At 42.4% G+C, this 17,278-nt stretch carries 14 protein-coding genes and 1 other RNA gene; 11 read left to right on the top strand and 4 right to left on the bottom strand.

Annotated features, from left to right (window positions below; genetic code table 11):
• The first annotated feature begins 236 nt into the window (after positions 1 to 236).
• The gene (gene mprF / locus FD12_RS00940; RefSeq protein WP_056981191.1) at positions 237 to 2,798 is read left to right on the top strand and encodes a bifunctional lysylphosphatidylglycerol flippase/synthetase MprF; all 2,562 of its coding nucleotides are present in this window, start codon (positions 237 to 239) and stop codon (positions 2,796 to 2,798) included.
• Between the two features lie 88 nt (positions 2,799 to 2,886).
• On the opposite strand, the gene FD12_RS00935 is transcribed toward mprF, so the two are convergent.
• The gene (locus FD12_RS00935; protein WP_054746769.1) at positions 2,887 to 4,257 is read right to left on the bottom strand and encodes a sugar porter family MFS transporter; all 1,371 of its coding nucleotides are present in this window, start codon (positions 4,255 to 4,257) and stop codon (positions 2,887 to 2,889) included.
• A gap of 278 nt (positions 4,258 to 4,535) precedes the next feature.
• On the opposite strand from FD12_RS00935, the gene FD12_RS00930 reads away from it, so the two are divergent.
• The 4 genes from FD12_RS00930 to FD12_RS00915 all read left to right on the top strand — a co-directional run bounded on the left by FD12_RS00930 (position 4,536) and on the right by FD12_RS00915 (position 9,303).
• On the top strand, positions 4,536 to 5,702 hold the full coding sequence (locus FD12_RS00930) for a galactokinase (protein ID WP_056981170.1): 1,167 nt from the start codon (positions 4,536 to 4,538) through the stop codon (positions 5,700 to 5,702).
• 26 nt (positions 5,703 to 5,728) lie between these two features.
• Positions 5,729 to 6,730, top strand: a complete 1,002-nt coding sequence (galE, locus tag FD12_RS00925; protein WP_056981169.1) for a UDP-glucose 4-epimerase GalE — start codon at positions 5,729 to 5,731, stop codon at positions 6,728 to 6,730.
• A 1-nt stretch (position 6,731) separates the two neighbouring features.
• Positions 6,732 to 8,198, top strand: coding sequence for a UDP-glucose--hexose-1-phosphate uridylyltransferase (locus FD12_RS00920; RefSeq protein WP_056981167.1), 1,467 nt, complete (start codon positions 6,732 to 6,734; stop codon positions 8,196 to 8,198).
• A 118-nt stretch (positions 8,199 to 8,316) separates the two neighbouring features.
• Positions 8,317 to 9,303 (top strand): D-2-hydroxyacid dehydrogenase, encoded by a 987-nt coding sequence (locus tag FD12_RS00915; RefSeq protein ID WP_056981165.1) that lies wholly within the window; start codon positions 8,317 to 8,319, stop codon positions 9,301 to 9,303.
• A gap of 123 nt (positions 9,304 to 9,426) precedes the next feature.
• Here the strand turns inward: FD12_RS00915 and nrdF are convergent, their stop codons facing one another.
• From nrdF to nrdH, 3 genes are all read right to left on the bottom strand, one after another.
• Positions 9,427 to 10,383 (bottom strand): class 1b ribonucleoside-diphosphate reductase subunit beta, encoded by a 957-nt coding sequence (gene nrdF, locus FD12_RS00910; protein ID WP_054746768.1) that lies wholly within the window; start codon positions 10,381 to 10,383, stop codon positions 9,427 to 9,429.
• A 9-nt stretch (positions 10,384 to 10,392) separates the two neighbouring features.
• Entirely contained in the window at positions 10,393 to 12,558 is a 2,166-nt protein-coding gene (nrdE, locus tag FD12_RS00905; RefSeq protein ID WP_056981163.1) for a class 1b ribonucleoside-diphosphate reductase subunit alpha, read from the bottom strand.
• A gap of 104 nt (positions 12,559 to 12,662) precedes the next feature.
• Complete coding sequence (nrdH, locus tag FD12_RS00900; protein WP_056981188.1) at positions 12,663 to 12,893, bottom strand: glutaredoxin-like protein NrdH; 231 nt, start codon at positions 12,891 to 12,893, stop codon at positions 12,663 to 12,665.
• Positions 12,894 to 13,050: 157 nt separating this feature from the next.
• Between nrdH and FD12_RS00895 the strand changes: the two genes are divergently transcribed.
• The 6 genes from FD12_RS00895 to recR all read left to right on the top strand — a co-directional run bounded on the left by FD12_RS00895 (position 13,051) and on the right by recR (position 17,269).
• Complete coding sequence (locus tag FD12_RS00895; RefSeq protein ID WP_054746767.1) at positions 13,051 to 13,659, top strand: class I SAM-dependent methyltransferase; 609 nt, start codon at positions 13,051 to 13,053, stop codon at positions 13,657 to 13,659.
• Between the two features lie 9 nt (positions 13,660 to 13,668).
• On the top strand, positions 13,669 to 14,142 hold the full coding sequence (gene tadA / locus FD12_RS00890) for a tRNA adenosine(34) deaminase TadA (protein ID WP_056981161.1): 474 nt from the start codon (positions 13,669 to 13,671) through the stop codon (positions 14,140 to 14,142).
• 45 nt (positions 14,143 to 14,187) lie between these two features.
• Positions 14,188 to 14,274, top strand: an RNA gene (gene ffs / locus FD12_RS13340) — signal recognition particle sRNA small type.
• A gap of 273 nt (positions 14,275 to 14,547) precedes the next feature.
• A complete protein-coding gene (dnaX, locus tag FD12_RS00885) occupies positions 14,548 to 16,317 on the top strand; it encodes a DNA polymerase III subunit gamma/tau (RefSeq protein ID WP_056981159.1) in 1,770 nt (589 codons plus the stop codon).
• A gap of 18 nt (positions 16,318 to 16,335) precedes the next feature.
• Positions 16,336 to 16,647: a YbaB/EbfC family nucleoid-associated protein gene (locus FD12_RS00880; protein ID WP_054746766.1), complete on the top strand. Its 312-nt coding sequence runs from the start codon at positions 16,336 to 16,338 to the stop codon at positions 16,645 to 16,647.
• A gap of 22 nt (positions 16,648 to 16,669) precedes the next feature.
• Positions 16,670 to 17,269, top strand: coding sequence for a recombination mediator RecR (recR, locus tag FD12_RS00875; RefSeq protein WP_056981157.1), 600 nt, complete (start codon positions 16,670 to 16,672; stop codon positions 17,267 to 17,269).
• Positions 17,270 to 17,278 lie beyond the last annotated feature (9 nt).

Raw genomic sequence — 17,278 nt, 5'->3', positions numbered from 1 at the left:
ATGGCTGATTGGAGCTGGACAGTACTGGTACTAACAAGTGTGGTTACTACCCTTAAATAGGCTAAAACTCTTCATCATACTGTGTGTTGGCAATCTACATTGTCGATGCGCAGTTTTTTTGTACATAATTGTTGTTCCGGATCCATTTAATTGGCATAATGGAACAGGATTACATTTGAGAGGTGAGAAGAGTGGCAAACGCATTCAATCGATTTAAGAAATTCATAGATAAACGAATGACGGTGATCAAGCTGATATTTGTTTTTTCAGTCTTGATCTTCGTGGTTCGTCAACTTGCAAAAATTATTCGTGAAGTAAATGGTCAACAGTTCCAAAATGTGCTTGCCAGTCAGTCAAAGGGATCATTATTGATAATGCTGGTTTTGGGCTTTGTTTCAATCATGCCGATGCTCATATATGATTTTTCGATCGTGAAGTTTTTACCTACTAAATTCGCTCCGGGGTACGTCGTCCGTAGTGGCTGGGTGGTGAATACTTTTACCAATTTATTAGGGTTCGGGGGCTTGCTTGGTGCCAGTTTAAGAGCCCATTTTTATGGTAAAGGGGCGACCAAAAAGCAAATATTGTACGCCATTTCAAAAGTTGCTCTCTTCCTCATTTCGGGGCTGTCATTGCTCTGCCTTGTTTCCTTAATTATGATCTTCGGTTTTAGGATTGGAACCGTGTTTGCCCACTACTGGATTTGGCTCGTTGGTGGGGCTGCTTATTTTCCAACTATGTTTATTTTTACAAGGATGAATAATTCCAGCTTTTTTAAAGATTTAACCCTCAAACAGGAGTTGACGATGACTCTTGGCTCATTTATGGAGTGGGGAAGTGCCCTGGGCTTTTTCATTTTAATTGGGTATTTGATGCATCTGCCGATTGATTTTGCGTTAGTTATTCCGATCTTTGTTGTCGCTAACGTTGCTGGAGTTGTTTCAATGATTCCTGGTGGGTTAGGGTCATTCGATATTTTCGTCATTATCGGTTTAGGATTTATTGGCGTTGCCAGAAGTGACGCACTAGTTTGGATTTTATTATATCGACTATTTTATTATTTACTGCCATTTATTGTGGGAACCGGTTTATTCGCTCATGATACCGGCCACAAGCTTAACGAATTTCTGGATGAATTACCCCGGATCATCATCCAACGGATCGCTCAGGTCTTCTTAACCGGGTTCATGTACTTCTCTGGGGTAATGATGCTCTTATTTGCGACAGTTCCGAATGTCGTTATCATGAACCGCCTCTACATTCGATTGGTACCTTATTCAATATTTTTTGTGAGTCATTTGATGAATATTATTGTGGCGTTTCTGTTGATCGGCCTTGGGAGTGGCATTTGGGCACGAACTAAGCGCGCTTTTTGGCCGACAGTTGCCGTCGTGATCTTATCGATTGTGAACACTTGGTTCAATGAAGCATTCACGTGGCGAATGATTATGCTGTTTGTCATCATTCTCATCACTTTGTGGCTTTCAAGAGGGGTTCTCTATCGGGATCGGATGGCAAATTCATGGGGTGCTCTGATCATCAATGGATCGATTTTTATCATTACTTTCACAGTGTATACATTGGTCGGAATTGCCGCTAATCGCCATTCACCGCTTCATTTTGACGCGGCCTACCTATTTCCATCTGAGGCAATTTGGCTGGTTGGCTTCATTGGGTTGCTGATCGCAATGTTGGTCTTATTTGTGACCAACATTTATTTAACAGCTAACCGGCCGGCGTGGTTGACGCAACCATTTGATGCAGAGCGGGTGAAGGCAGTCATCGATCAATTCGGTGGCAATGAAGATAGTCATCTTGCATTTTTACGGGATAAACAGATCTACTTCTACCAAGAAGGAGGGGTTGACCAAGTCTTCTTCATGTACAAACCAATTGCTGACAAGCTCATTATTATGGGTGAACCGGTCGGCAACTCGGAAAAAATTGGCGCGGCGATTGAAGATTTCATGAAAACTGCTGATAAACAAGGACTAAAGCCATTGTTTTATGAGATTGACCAGGATTTAACCATGCAGCTTCATGAGAGCGGCTTTGACTTTATCAAGACAGGTGAAGATGGTTTGGTGGACTTAAACCAATTCACCCTGAGCGGGAAACGGCATCGTGGTGAACGGGCACTCATGCACAAATTTGATCGCGAAGGATTTAAATTTGAAGTCATAGAGCCGCCATTTAGTCAAGCCTTTATGAAGACGATCAAGAACATTTCCAATGAATGGCTTGGTGGTAAAGTCGAGAAGGGTTTTTCGTTAGGGTTCTTTGACGACTATTATTTAAACCAAGCGCCGATCGCCGTCATGAAAAATTCAGATGATGAAATTGTCGCATTTGCCAACATCATGCCAGATGGCAATCAGGTGACGACATCGATTGACTTGATGCGTTCATCATCAAAAGCGCCATCTGGAATTATGGATGGCATTTTAATCAATTTGTACGAGGAATCAGCCAAAAAAGGCTTTAAGTATTTTGATCTTGGCATGTCACCACTTTCAAATGTTGGCACGTCTCGATTTAGTTTTACTCAGGAACGAATCGTTCATCTGATCTATCAATACGGATACAGATTTTATAGCTTTGAGGGCCTGCGTTCATACAAAGAGAAGTATGTTGATAAATGGGAATCAAAATATATTGCCTACTATCGGGGCAGTTCACTTGTATTTTCTGTCCTTCAAGTGCTGTTAATCGTTAATCGGCCACGGAATCAAACGCCGACTCGCATTCCGAAGCTACTTGATTTTATCTCTGGGGCTGAAAACAAACTAAACATCTAATTAAATAATGGGATTAAAAAAATCGTAAGCCAGAACGGAACTCAGGCTTACGATTTTTTTGAATACTGACGATTTCAAAATTCTATTCTTATTTTGCTTTTGGCATAAAGTAGGATTCGATTTCCTCAAGTGGCTTATCTTTGGTTTCTGGAACAAATTTCCAAACGCCTAAGAAACCGATAATATTCATTATCATGAAGAAAATAAAGGTCATTTTACCACCCCAGGCGCTTAGCATCATCGGCGTGAATTGGCCAACCGCAAAGTTAGCGCCCCACAGAATCACGGTACAAATTCCTGAAGCTCTTGCTCGTAAGTAAGTCGGGAAGAGCTCTGGAATCATGATCCAAGGAATTGGGCCCATTGAAAAAGCAAATGAGATGACAAAACCAAAGACACAGAACAAGAGAATGAGGCCACTGTTACCACCAAACATGAGGGCAATCGCTAAACTAAAAAGCGTCATTAAAACTGATCCAGTCATCATTAATGGTTTCCGGCCAGCTTTATCAATCAATGTAGTGGCAATGATTGTTGCCAACATGTTCACGACACCCACGCCAGCCGTGGCCATGAATTCGGAGTTACCACCGAAGCCAGCCATCTTGAAGATTGTCGGCCCATAGTACATAATCACGTTCATCCCAGCTGATTGGTTACAAAAGGCTAAAAAGATGCCGATGAACAAAGCTCGTCGTAAGCCTGGTTGAAATAATTTGGCCAACGTGGAATTTCGATCACGTCGGATTGCGGTGGCGATCGTGGTCATCTCGTCTTGGGCTCCTTTGACGCCGTTAATTTTGACCAAAATATTAAAGCCTTGTTCAACTTTCTCCTTTGAAATCAGCCAACGGGGACTCTCTGGTGCAAATAATAATGCGATGAAAAATAGGAGGGCAGGTAGTGAGCCAATTCCAAGCATCCACCGCCAGCCATGGAATAATGTCCAATTATAGGAGTGTAAATTAACAATTGTCAGGTTTACAAAGTAGGTCACACAAATTCCAATGGTCGTTAGTAATTGATAAAGTGATGACAATGTTCCCCGAATATTTGCCGGAGCGACCTCTGAAATATAAGTAACGGCAAGTGCGGAAGACAAACCAATTCCTAAACCACCAACAATTCGAGCCGTGATTAATTCTCCAGGTGTGCGGGTAAATGCTGAAAGCAATGCCGCAAAGAAAAAGAGAATTGCGCCGATCATTAGGATCTTCCGGCGCCCAAAGCGATCACTTAGGAACCCGGAGAAACCAACCCCGACGACCCCACCAATCATGATACTGGAAGTAATTAAGCCTTCCATTGCCGGTGACAGGTGGTACAAATCCTTCAAAAAGCCGATTGCTCCTGAAATACAGGAGGTATCGTATCCATATAAAAGCCCAGCCATTCCAGCAGCCAGGGCAATCAATGTGACAAAGCCCCAGTGGGTTTGGTTATTATTTTCTTTAGCCAACTAAAAACATCCCCTAATTAATAATCTTTCTCATTGTAAAATTTACTGAACTTTACTACATTAGTATACAAATCAGCATTGATTTGGTCAAGCGCTTTCATTAGGAGGCGATGAATCGTTTAGAATTTTTAAGAAATTGTGGTGGATCACTGCTAATAAAGCTGAAGAACTGATGGAATGGGAGCTTTGAATCAATTAATGATAGTTGACAACGCTTCAAAAATGAGGTAAATTCTATTTGAGTAAAGTTTACTAAAATTATGTAGAGGGATGAAACTATGATTTCTGAAGATGTACAAACTGAATTTAAACAAAAATTTGGTTATGACGCTAGTCGGGTATTCTTTTCACCTGGACGGATCAATTTAATTGGTGAGTATACGGACTTCAATGGCGGCCACGTTTTCCCTTGTGCAATTAGCATGGGTATATATGCAGCTTATGGGGAACGTGACGATGATCAGGTTCGGATGTACTCGGCCAACGTCCCTGACCAAGGGATTGTCGAATTTTCACTGGCAGATTTAACTTACAATAAAGCCAATGGCTGGGCTAATTATCCCAAAGGCATGATGGCAGAAATTATTAACCAAGGTCACCAGATTACCCATGGGTTTGATCTGGCAATTAACGGTAATCTGCCTGACGCAGCTGGTTTGTCTTCTTCAGCGGCTATTGAATTGTTGACTGGCGAGATTATTAACGATGTCTTTTCACTTAACATCAAAGAGCTGGACCTTGTCAAATATGGTAAATTAGTTGAAAATAATTTCATTGGCGTTAATTCTGGAATTATGGATCAATTTGCGATTGGGATGGGGAAAAAGGATCAAGCGGTCCTCCTCGATACCAACACTTTAGATTATGAATATGTCCCGGTTAAGTTGGGGCATAACGTGATCGTCATTATGAACACTAAGAAGCACCGTCAATTACAGGATTCCAAGTATAATGAACGCCGAGCCCAATGTGAGGAAGCCTTGAAACGATTACAGACTAAACTTGATATTCATAGTTTGGGTGACCTTACCGAAACTGAATTCGATGAAAATAGTTATCTGATTAACGATGACGTTCTCATTCGACGCGCTCGTCACGCGGTATTTGAGAATCAACGTACTTTGCAGGCCAAAAAAGCGTTGGTAGACAATGATCTCCAACAATTTGGCAAATTGATTAATGCTTCTCATGTTTCGTTACATTACGATTTTGAAGTAACTGGTAAGGAATTGGATACACTGGCTGAGACCGCCTGGAAACAGCCTGGGGTGATTGGTGCCCGAATGACCGGTGCCGGCTTTGGTGGCTGTGCAATCGCCATTGTGGAACGCGACAAGGTGGCTGCTTTCAAGGAAAACGTCGGTAAAGTCTACGAGCAAGAAGTTGGTCGTCCAGCAGAATTCTATATCGCAGAAATTTCTGATGGTCCCAGAGAAATTAAATAGTTTTTAAGTTGAAGGAGGATATTAAGATGGCAATTTTAGTATTAGGTGGTGCTGGCTACATTGGTTCCCATACCGTTGATCGATTGATCGCAAATGGGTATGACGTCGCTGTTGTTGACAATTTGGTTACTGGCCATAGAGCAGCGGTTAATCCGAAAGCCCGTTTTTATGAAGGCGACGTTCGTGACAAGCAATTTTTGAGCGGCGTCTTTGATAAAGAGAACATTGAAGGGGTCATTCATTTTGCAGCCTTTTCGGTTGTTCCAGAATCAATGGCTAAACCTTTGAAGTATTTTGACAACAATACCGGTGGCATGATTAGTTTGCTTGAAGTGATGCATGAACATGACGTGAAGAAGATTGTTTTCTCATCAACTGCAGCCACTTATGGCGAACCAAAACAAATTCCAATTAAGGAAACTGATCCGCAAGTGCCAACTAACCCCTATGGGGAAAGTAAACTAGCCATGGAGAAGATTATGCACTGGAGCGACGTTGCTTATGGCATTAAGTTTGTTGCTCTTCGTTACTTCAACGTTGCTGGTGCCAAGGCTGATGGGTCAATTGGTGAGGATCACCATCCAGAAACGCATTTGGTTCCAATTATTCTTCAAGTTGCTTCAGGCGAACGTGATGAATTAACGATTTTTGGGGATGACTATGACACCCCAGATGGTACCAATGTCCGAGATTATGTCCACGTTGTCGATTTGGCAGATGCCCACATTCTTGCCCTCAAGTATCTGCAAGCTGGTCATGATTCCGATGCCTTTAATTTGGGATCTTCAACTGGTTTCTCCAACAAGCAGATGTTGGATGCCGCCAGAGAAGTGACTGGGAAGCCAATTCCAGCTAAAATGGGCCCTCGGCGTGCTGGTGATCCAAGCACGTTAATTGCCGCTAGTGATAAAGCCCGCAAGGTTCTTGGCTGGAAGCCACAGTTTGATGATGTTCATGAGATTATCAAGACTGCTTGGAATTGGAAGCAGACCCACCCAAAGGGTTATGATGACCGGAAAGGAAATTAGTATGAGCCGAACAGTTGTTGAAAAGTTCGTTGATTTAATTATCAAATCGGATTCTCCTTTTACAAACGTTGACCGGATCTATGTCACCAATTTGGTCTTTCGGTTGATCGGAGATGGCTTTGGTTCGCCAACTGATGAAGACTCTGCTGTTGATTTGGCTAATGAGTTGGTTAACCTAGCTGTGACTCACGGCAAAATCGAGGATTCGATTACGAATCGGGAGATACTGGAAGATCAATTAATGGATTTGTTAACCCCGATTCCCTCAAAATTGAATGACATTTTTTGGACAAAATATCAGGAATCTCCTGAAAAAGCCACCGATTACTTTTACCATTTAAGCCAGAGTAACGATTATATTAAGACACGGGCAATTGCCAAAAATATTTCGTACACCACTGAAACTGAATACGGTGACCTGGAAATTACCATCAATCTTTCTAAACCTGAAAAGGATCCCAAGGCAATCGCGGCAGCTGGCCGTAAAAAGTCGACCAGTTATCCGGTTGGCCCGTTAGCTATCGAAAACGAGGGGTATCTTGGACGTTTGGGTTATCCGGCTCGCAGCAATCACCGAGTGATCCGAATGATGATCAATGGGGAACCATGGGGATTTCAGTATTCGCCATATGCTTATTTTGGCGAACACGCCATCTTCTTAAATCAGAAACATGTGCCAATGTCGATTAATCAACGCACGTTTGTTAATTTAACCGATATTCTCAAGCAGCTACCACATTACTTTGTTGGTAGTAATGCCGATTTGCCGATTGTTGGCGGCTCATTACTGGCTCAAGATCATTATCAGGGAGGGCGGCACACCTTCCCAATGATGAAGGCCACCATCGATCGCGCAATTGATTTGGGAATTGATGGTTTGGAAGCCGGCATTGTCAAATGGCCAATGGCAACTATCCGGTTGATGAGTCAGGATGCTGATAAGGTTGTCGACGCCGCTACTCGAATTGCAGAAACTTGGAAGAATTATTCCGACGAATCTGTGGATATTCGCGCCTACACCAACGGCACCCGGCATCACACAGTTACGCCAATTGCCCGAATGAACGGTGATCAATTTGAAATGAATATCGTTCTTCGGGATAACCAGACTTCTGATGAGTATCCAGATGGCATTTTTCATCCCCACAAGGATGTTCAACACATCAAGAAGGAAAACATTGGTCTCATTGAAGTGATGGGCAGGGCAATCTTGCCTGCCCGGCTAAAAACTGAGATGAAGGAAGTCGAAAAGTACGTTTTGGGTGAAGATAATCAGATTGCAGATTATCATAAACCTTGGGCGGATCAATTGAAGCAAAAGGATCACTTCACTCAGAAAAATACTGAGGAGTTAGTGAATAAAGAAGTTGGTCTGGTATTCGCCAGAGTTCTCGAAGATGCTGGTGTGTATAAATGGAATGATAAAGGTCAAGCCGCCTTTGACCGGTTTGTAAAGGCGATTAAATAACTAACAGCGGAAGGACTCCAGCCAGATACACTCAAATGGGTGGCTGGGGAACCCTTCCTTTTTTTGTGGTAAAATTAATGTAATCGTTTCATATTTCTGTTCGTTTAGGAGGAGCATCATGAAATTTATTGCGTATAACGTCAGGGACGACGAAATCCCGTTTATCGAGAAATGGGGGAAAGATAATCAAACCGAAGTGAGTTATACTACGACGACTTTAACGCAGGAAACCATTGAAGAAGCCCGTGGATTCGATGGCATCTCGGGCTTGCAAACAATCGACTATTCCCGATCCTTATTCGAGGATTTCAAAAAGTTGGGGATCAGATATCTGTCATTGCGAAATGTTGGAACTGACAATGTCGACTTACAAGCTGCAGCCGATAATGGGGTGACTGTCACCAACGTACCAGCATATAGCCCGGAAAGTATCGCTGAGTTTGCGGTGACGATGGCCCTTTACTTATCACGAAAAGTGGGTTATATGCAACAGCAGTTACGCCAGAAACAGCAATTTCATTTTTCACCAGATTTTATGGGTCGGCTCATGAGTGAACAAACCGTCGGAATTGTCGGCACTGGTCGAATTGGCCGGCATGCTATTCAATTATTTGAAGGCCTTGGTGCAAAAGTTATTGCCTATGACAAGTATCCAGTAAAAAATAAATTTCATTATACAAATAATTTACAGGAGCTGGTTGCCCAAAGTGATATTATTAGCATTCACATGCCGGCAACCAAAGATAATTACCATGAATTTAATCATGAAACTTTTGAAGCAATGAAAGATACGGCCTTGCTGATTAATACGGCCCGTGGATCAATTGTTGATACCAATGATTTGATTTATGCGCTGCAAAGTGGTGAAATAGCCGGTGCAGGAATTGATACCATTGAGAATGAATCGGCTGACCTGCAAGATTCTCGTTCCACTAAGCAGGTGAATAACGCTGACGTTATCAAATTATCGATGATGCCCAATGTTCTCATCACGCCACATTCTGCATTCCATACGACTCGCTCTGTCATGAATATGGTAAATATTTCAATGAATAATTTAAAAGATCTTTACGCGGGTGAGACGGTTGCCGATATTGTGAAGTAACTAGTAGACACGGTGGAAAGATTTAAGACCAATCAAGCAAGAAATAGGAGGCTTCAAGATCAAGCAGCATGCTGCTTGATTTTGAAGCCTCCTATTTCTAACGATGGTTTAATATTACCCTTGTTAAATATCGTAGTCGCTATCATTCATTGATTCTACGTTTCCAAGCAGGTAACCATTTCCAACTTGCGAGAAGAAATCGTGGTTCGCTGTCGAAGTTGAAATCCCGTTCATCACGATTGGATTCACATCCTCAGCAGTGTCAGGGAAGAGTGGATCTTGGCCCAAGTTCATTAAGGCTTTGTTAGCGTTATAACGGATAAAGGTTAGCACGTCCTCAGTCCAACCGATCTGGTCGTACAATAAGTGCGTGTATTTCTCTTCGTTGGCATAGAGCTTGTAAAGTAAATCATATAACCAATTCTTCAAATCTTCCTGCTTGTCCTTTGGCAATTGGTTGTAGCCAATTTGGAACTTGTAGCCAATGTAGGTTCCATGAACAGACTCGTCCCGTAAAATCAATTTGATGATTTCGGCAACGTTAGGAATCTTGTTATGACCAAGATACCAGAGTGGGGTGTAGAAACCAGAATAGAAGAGGAAAGTTTCTAGGAAGACGCTGGCAATCTTCTTCTTAAGTGGATCCGGTTCGCTGACGTAAATGCCATGGATCTTGAGTGCCTTATTCTGGAGAAATTCTTCAGTATCACTCCAGTCGAAGATTTCATCAATTTGTTCAGGCGTGTTCAATGTTGAAAAAATTGATGAATAACTCTTGGCATGAACTGATTCCATGAATTGAATGTTATTCAATACGGCCGTTTCATGCTGAGTTTGGACGTCTTTTCGCAAAGATGCCATGCCTTCTTGAGATTGAAGCGTATCCAGCAGCGTCAGGCCGCCAAAAACGTGACCAACGACCCATTGGTGATCTTCATCTAATGTTCGCCAGTCAGACAAATCATTGGATAGCGGAATTCGAGTATCCAGCCAAAATTGTTCGGTCAGCTTTTCCCAAGTTGCTTTGTCGATTTGATCATCGATGGCGTTCCAGTTAATTGCTTTATAATTTTCAGTCATAATTTCCCCCTAGATAACACAACTTTCACATTGATTGGAACCAACTTCTTGCTGGTCATCTGTGAACGTTCGGATGTAATAAATTGATTTTACACCTTTTTTGTGGGCATAGTTACGAAGAATGTTAAGATCACGAGTCGTCATCTTGTCTGTTCGGCCTTCCTTCCATTCATACAAGCCGGCTGGGATAGTTGAACGCATAAATAACGTCAACGCCATTCCCTGATCAATATGTTCTTGAGCAGCGGCATAAATGTCGATCACTTTTCGCATATCCATATCATAAGCTGAGGTGTAGTAGGGCATCGTGTCATTAGAGAGATAGGGTGCTGGATAATAAATCTTGCCAATCTTAGATTCCTGCCGCTCCTCAATTCGGTTAATAATGGGATGTAGGCTCGCGGTGGTGTCATTAATATATGAAATTGAACCATTTGGGGCAACTGCCAAACGGTTTTGATGATATAAGCCGTACTTCATGACGGATTCCTTTAAGGCTTCCCAATCTTCTTTAGTTGGGATCATATCATCGGCAAACAATGCTTTTACTTTGTCAGAGGTTGGGGCGAAAGATTTTGCAAAATATTTATCAAAATAGCTACCGTCAGCATATTTGCTCTTATCAAAGTTGTCAAAAGTTTTGCCGCGTTCTTTGGCAATTTTGTTGGAGGCAACCAAGCTCCAATAATTCAGTAGCATAAAGTAAGTGCTGGTGAATTCAATTGATTCTGGAGAACCGTAGTGCATATGATGCTTGGCAAAGAAACTGTGAAGCCCCATTGCGCCTAAACCGATTGAGTGAGATTCATGGTTGCCCTTTTGAATGGAAGGGACAACGTCGATGTTGGAATGATCAGTGACATAGGTTAACGCCCGAACCATGGTCTCGATTGAATGCCCAAAGTCACTGGCGTTCATCATGTTGTTGATATTAGTTGAACCTAAATTACAAGAAATGTCTTTACCCAGTTTGATATAGTGCTGCTCATTATCAACGGTTGAGGGTGTTTGAACTTGTAAAATTTCAGAACAGAGATTGCTCATGACGATTGTCCCATCAATCGGGTTAACCCGGTTGGCTGTATCAATATTGATGATATATGGGTAGCCGGATTCTTGTTGGAGCTTGCTGATTTCAGTTTCAAGGTCCCGCGCTTTAATCTTTGTTTTCTTGATATTGTCATTAGCAACCATGTTGTCATACTCTTTTGTGATGTCAACGTATGAAAATGGTTGACCATACTCACGTTCCACGTCGTATGGGCTAAATAAATACATGTCGGCGTCCGCCTTGATGAGCTCATAGAATTTATCTGGAACCGTCACCCCAAGTGATAGGGTCTTCAAACGAATTTTTTCGTCCGCGTTTTCTTTCTTAGCACCCAAAAACGAAATAATATCTGGGTGAAAGACTGATAAATAAACGACTCCGGCCCCTTGGCGCTGACCTAATTGGTTAGAATAGGAGAAACTGTCTTCCAATAATTTCATAACCGGAACAACGCCTGATGCGGCGCCTTCGATGTGCTTGATGGGATCGCCGGCAGCTCGTAAATTTGAAAGGTTGATGCCAACTCCGCCGCCAATTCTGGACAATTGTAAGGCAGAATTAATCGTTCGACCGATTGTGTTCATATCGTCGGTTGTTTGAATCAGGAAACACGAAACAAATTCGCCCCGGTTTTCCCGGCCAGCATTTAAGAAGGATGGGGTCGCCGGCTGGTATCGCTGATGAATAATTTCATCGGCTAAATTCATTGCCAAATTTTCATCGCCGTCAGCGAAATAGAGGGCATTCACTGCAACCCGATCCAGAAATGTTTCCAGATATGAATCATTATCATTTGTCTTCAAAGCATATTGGGCATAAAACTTGTAAGCCGCCATGAATGATTTAAAATGAAAGCCCTGTTCCTTAAGGTAGGCGTACAATTTTTCAATAAAGCTGAAGTCATACTGGCTGATAAAGTCTTTTTCATAATAATTGTGACTAATCAAGTAATCAAAACGATCCTTGAGGCTGTCAAATTTAACCAAGTTTGGGCCAACGTTTTTGTCTAAAAAGGCTTGCAGGGCCTCTTGATCTTTTTGCAGTGGAATTTGGCCGTTAACTGGGATGTTGATCTCGTTATTTAAGTCGAAATAGGATGTGTCAGTTAAGTTGTGGAGTGACATAGTTTGAACCACGCTTTCTTAAATTTGCGAATAAAATAAGCGAGACCAAATGTGGTTTCGCCCGTGAGTGATTAAATGGATATGGTAGAATGGATAAAGACTTCTTATCCGGCGATTGATTGAAGTTGATCTGGTCGGAACCCACTGAATGCTTGTTTGCCGTCAACATCGACAACGGGAACGGCCATGAAGCCGCGTTTTTTAAGGTAGTCGACATATTGTGGTTGTTCGTTGATATTGTGTTCTTCGAAGTCAACATTGTGTTCAGTCAGGTAACGCTTAGTCATTTTGCACTGCATACAGTTGTTTTTTGAATATAAAGTAATTTTTGACATTTGAATCATCTTCCCCTTCAACTCGTTTTTGATTTATGCTTACAGTTTACACTAACTGGGAGAAAAATCAACGATAAGAACACAATATATTGTGATTTTAAAACTTGTATCCACCAAATATGGGATCTCTCCCAAAAAAGAGAACAGGAGCTATTTTATGAGTGATAACCAATTTTATTATTCCAAGAATCCGGATGTTGTCTCAAATCCGTTGACATGGAACTTTTCGTTGTTAGGGAACAACTTAACGTTCACTTCAGACAACGGAGTGTTTTCTAAGCACACGGTTGATTATGGAAGTCGGGTGCTTGTTAAAAATGTGAACTATGATCTGATTCCCGCTGGTAAAATCCTTGATCTGGGAACCGGCTACGGGCCAATCGGCATCGCAATTGCCAAAGCCTTTCCTAAACGAGAAGTTGATATGGTTGACGTCAACGAGCTAGCCTTATCGTTGGCTCAGAAAAATGCCAGGGATAATCGAGTCGACAACGTTCATATTTTTACCAGTGATGTTTATGACCAGGTGACCGATCAGTATGCCGCGGTTGTTACCAACCCACCTGTCCGTGCCGGTAAAAAAGTTGTTGATGCAATGATCACAGGGGCCAGTGACCACTTGGTTCCAAACGGGACGTTGACCGTTGTACTGCAAAAGAAACAGGGTGCCCCATCCGCCAAAAAATTGATGACTCAAATCTTTGGTAACTGCACAATTGTAAAGCGGGATAAGGGTTACTACATTTTGCAAAGCGTCAAACAGTGAGGTTGATTGATGACAACTTCGATTAATGAACAATATATGCGGGCTGCACTTGTTGAAGCACAAAAGGCATATGTGATTGGTGAGGTTCCAATTGGGGCGGTTGTGGTGCACGACGGTGTGATTATCGGCCGTGGCCACAACTTGAGGGAGCATTTAAACGATGGGGTTGCCCATGCGGAAATTATGGCGATCCAGGAAGCTTGTGGGATGCTCCAGAGCTGGCGATTAATCGATTGTGATTTATATGTAACGATTGAGCCGTGTCTCATGTGTTCGGGGGCAATTGTCAATTCACGTATCTGTTCAGTTTATTTTGGCTCAAGGGATCCTAAGGCCGGTGCAGTGCGAAGCTTATATCAGGTGTTAGAAGATAATCGAATGAATCATCAGGTAAACGTGACCGAAGGAATCCTCAGCAAGCAGTGTTCACAGATCATGAAAGACTTCTTTAAAGCAGCTCGAAAAAGAAAAAAGAAAAACTGACTGGAAATTTTTCTCATAGTAAGTTATGATAGATATTGCCGCAAGGCCCTGAGACAAGGGTCGGGTTACGAACTGTGTCAGATCCGGAAGGAAGCAGCACTAAGTATCATCGACCTTGTGTCTCTTGATTATGAACTTTAGACTCCCAGCAGAGATGCTGGGAGATTTTTTTGTGAAGTGTGCCGATTCAAGCAGGAATAACCGGAGGGGCAATGTTAATTTGTGAAGCCAAGCAAATTAATTTGTTAAATTTCAACAATTAGGTGAGAAGGCAACCGAGTTCAGAATGATCAACTTCTTCAGCCACATTTGTATTGGCATTATTCTTCATTTCATCATATAATTATTGAGACGTTTTTATTAGATGTTTTTAAAAGTTGGCTATCTTTTTTGGAGGGTTTAGTAATGAGCTATCAAGCTTTATACCGGGTATGGCGACCACAGCGATTCGATGAAATCGTCGGTCAGGCAATCATTACACGTACGTTAAAAAACGCCTTGATTACTAAACAAATTAGTCATGCATATCTATTCACCGGCCCGAGAGGAACTGGGAAGACTTCAGCAGCTAAAATTTTTTCCAAAGCTGTGAACTGCCATTATTTAAAGGACGGTGAGCCTTGTAATGAGTGTGAAACTTGTAAGGCAATTAATGATGGAAGTCTCAACGATGTTATTGAGATTGATGCGGCATCTAACAATGGGGTTGAAGAAATCCGTGATATTAGAGATAAAGCAAAATATGCGCCCACTCAGGCTGATTACAAGGTTTACATTATTGATGAAGTTCATATGCTTTCAACAGGCGCGTTTAATGCGCTGCTGAAAACGTTGGAAGAACCGCCTGCTAATGTAATTTTTATTTTGGCGACGACGGAGCCCCACAAGATTCCGGCAACCATTATTTCGCGAACCCAGAAGTTTGATTTTAAGCGAATCAAACCCAAAGATATTCTGGAACGAATGGAATACATCCTGCAACAGAAGAAAGTTGACTATGATGACAAGGCACTGAAGTTGATTGCCAAAGCAGCTGAAGGTGGGATGCGCGATGCCCTTAGTATTTTGGATCAGGCAATGTCTTACGGGGACAATCAAATTACCTACGAAAATGCCCTGTTAGTAACTGGCAGTGTCACTAATGGTTTGTTAACAACTTACATGGATCAGGTTCATCAAAAAGATACCAAAAGCGCGTTGATAACCATTCAGAAGATCCTGGATGGCGGCAAGGATGCCAGTCGGTTTGTTGAAGATTTGACCAGTTACTGCCAAGACATTCTTCTTTACCAGCAGGATCCACAAATGGTCGAACAAATGGAGCTGGGGGTCGTCGATGAGAAATTTAAGACACTGAGTACTGAAATCAGTGATCAAGATATTTATCAAATGATTAATGAACTCAATGACATCTCCAATTCACTCAGATACACAGCCCATCCGGACGTGTATTTGGAAGTGTTGACAGTTAAGATTACGCATTTAGACGAGCAGACAGCGGTTGCTTCTCGACCTGCGCCACAGCCGGTCCAGACTTCACCAGAAGTTGACAGCAGAATTGAAAAGTTGACCAGCCAGGTTGCTCAGTTGCAACAGGAAATTGAGCAATTACGAAAGGCACCGACAACTGGATCAGAGAGTCCTTCGGCTCCGGCTGTGGCAGCTCCCAAGTCGATTGAGGCTAAGCCGGTTAACGCGCATGTTGAGATTGCCAAAATTTATCCTATCTTAGGATCGGCTACCCGTCAGCAATTAAACCAATTCAAAGAAGTTTGGCCAGATTTAATGAACTCACTATCAGTTACGCAACGAGCTGTCATGCACGTTTCCAAACCGGTTGCAGCGAGTGCCGATGGGGTGATTGTGGCATTTGACTATTCGTTCTTGTATCAAAAGGCTCAAGGGGATACAGAGCTAAAGGATGCCCTGGGCAATAACCTGGATCGGATCGTCGGCAAAGCGCCTCAGATTGTGTTTGTGCCTGAAAATCAATGGCCAGATATTCGAAGTGAGTATTTGAAGAATCACAAGGATCAAATTGCCGGTGGCGGCAAGCAGGAAGTAGATGATCCAGACCCCAAAGCCCATCCTAACGATGATGAGAACAAGAAACCCGTCGTTAAGAAAGCTGAAGAGTTGTTTGGCAAAGAAATTTTAGATATTAAAAACGATTAAAGTGGAGGAAAATGACTTATGATGAATGGTATGAACAGAAATAAAATGATGAAGCAAATGAAAAAAATGCAAAAACAATTAGCGGAGGAACAAGAAAACTTAAAGGAGCAAGAATTCACTGGGGTTGCCCCAGATGATATGGTTAAGGTCACCTTTAATGGCGAACGAAAAATGACTGACATTCAAATCAAGCCAGAAGCAATTGACCCGGATGACCCGGAAATGCTCGCTGATCTAGTGCTGGCAGCTGTGAATGATGGCTTGGCTGCCGTTGAAAAAACGACACAGCAAACTTTAGGTAAATACACAAAGGGACTTCCTGGAATGTAATCCTGTTTTAGAAGGGAAAACTATGCAATATCCTGAACCAATCGCAAAATTAATTGAGAGTTACATGAAACTGCCGGGAATCGGAAGCAAAACCGCTACCCGACTGGCCTTTTATACCGTTGATATGAATGAGGATGACGTTGCCGATTTTTCTAAAGCACTCATGGCAACCAAAAAAGATCTCCATTACTGTTCAATCTGTGGGAATTTGACCGATGAAGATCCATGTGAAATTTGTCGTGATAAAAATCGCGATCAATCGACCATTTTAGTGGTTGAGGAACCTAAAGATGTGATGGTGATGGAACGGGTTCAAGAATATCACGGCTTGTACCACGTGCTCCATGGCGTTTTATCACCGATTGAAGGTAAAGGCCCAGAAGATCTTAACATCAGTTCACTCATTAAACGGCTACAAAAAAATAAAGCCGTTAAAGAAGTGATCGTTGCCACTAATGCGACTCCTGAAGGCGAAGCAACCGCGATGTATTTGAGTAAATTAATCAAACCGGCGGGCATCAAAGTGACCCGCCTCGCCCATGGATTGTCGGTTGGGTCTGACATTGAGTATGCCGACGAGGTAACACTATTTAAGGCAGTTGAAGGACGAACGGAAATTTAGTAGGAGGTC

This window comes from Lentilactobacillus rapi DSM 19907 = JCM 15042, from assembly GCF_001436255.1.
In the GTDB taxonomy this organism is placed as follows: domain Bacteria; phylum Bacillota; class Bacilli; order Lactobacillales; family Lactobacillaceae; genus Lentilactobacillus; species Lentilactobacillus rapi.
Note: the sequence above shows the minus strand (reverse complement) of the source record. Positions and strands in the feature narration are given on the sequence as shown.

Bases quoted from the DNA above. Each gene is read 5' to 3' on its own strand.
- mprF (WP_056981191.1), top strand. From the start codon at position 237: ATGACGGTGATCAAGCTGATATTTGTTTTTTCAGTCTTGATCTTCGTG.
- FD12_RS00930 (WP_056981170.1), top strand. From the start codon at position 4,536: ATGATTTCTGAAGATGTACAAACTGAATTTAAACAAAAATTTGGTTAT.
- galE (WP_056981169.1), top strand. From the start codon at position 5,729: ATGGCAATTTTAGTATTAGGTGGTGCTGGCTACATTGGTTCCCATACC.
- FD12_RS00920 (WP_056981167.1), top strand. From the start codon at position 6,732: ATGAGCCGAACAGTTGTTGAAAAGTTCGTTGATTTAATTATCAAATCG.
- FD12_RS00915 (WP_056981165.1), top strand. From the start codon at position 8,317: ATGAAATTTATTGCGTATAACGTCAGGGACGACGAAATCCCGTTTATC.
- nrdF (WP_054746768.1), bottom strand. From the start codon at position 10,383: ATGACTGAAAATTATAAAGCAATTAACTGGAACGCCATCGATGATCAA.
- nrdE (WP_056981163.1), bottom strand. From the start codon at position 12,558: ATGTCACTCCACAACTTAACTGACACATCCTATTTCGACTTAAATAAC.
- nrdH (WP_056981188.1), bottom strand. From the start codon at position 12,893: ATGTCAAAAATTACTTTATATTCAAAAAACAACTGTATGCAGTGCAAA.
- FD12_RS00895 (WP_054746767.1), top strand. From the start codon at position 13,051: ATGAGTGATAACCAATTTTATTATTCCAAGAATCCGGATGTTGTCTCA.
- tadA (WP_056981161.1), top strand. From the start codon at position 13,669: ATGACAACTTCGATTAATGAACAATATATGCGGGCTGCACTTGTTGAA.
- dnaX (WP_056981159.1), top strand. From the start codon at position 14,548: ATGAGCTATCAAGCTTTATACCGGGTATGGCGACCACAGCGATTCGAT.
- FD12_RS00880 (WP_054746766.1), top strand. From the start codon at position 16,336: ATGATGAATGGTATGAACAGAAATAAAATGATGAAGCAAATGAAAAAA.
- recR (WP_056981157.1), top strand. From the start codon at position 16,670: ATGCAATATCCTGAACCAATCGCAAAATTAATTGAGAGTTACATGAAA.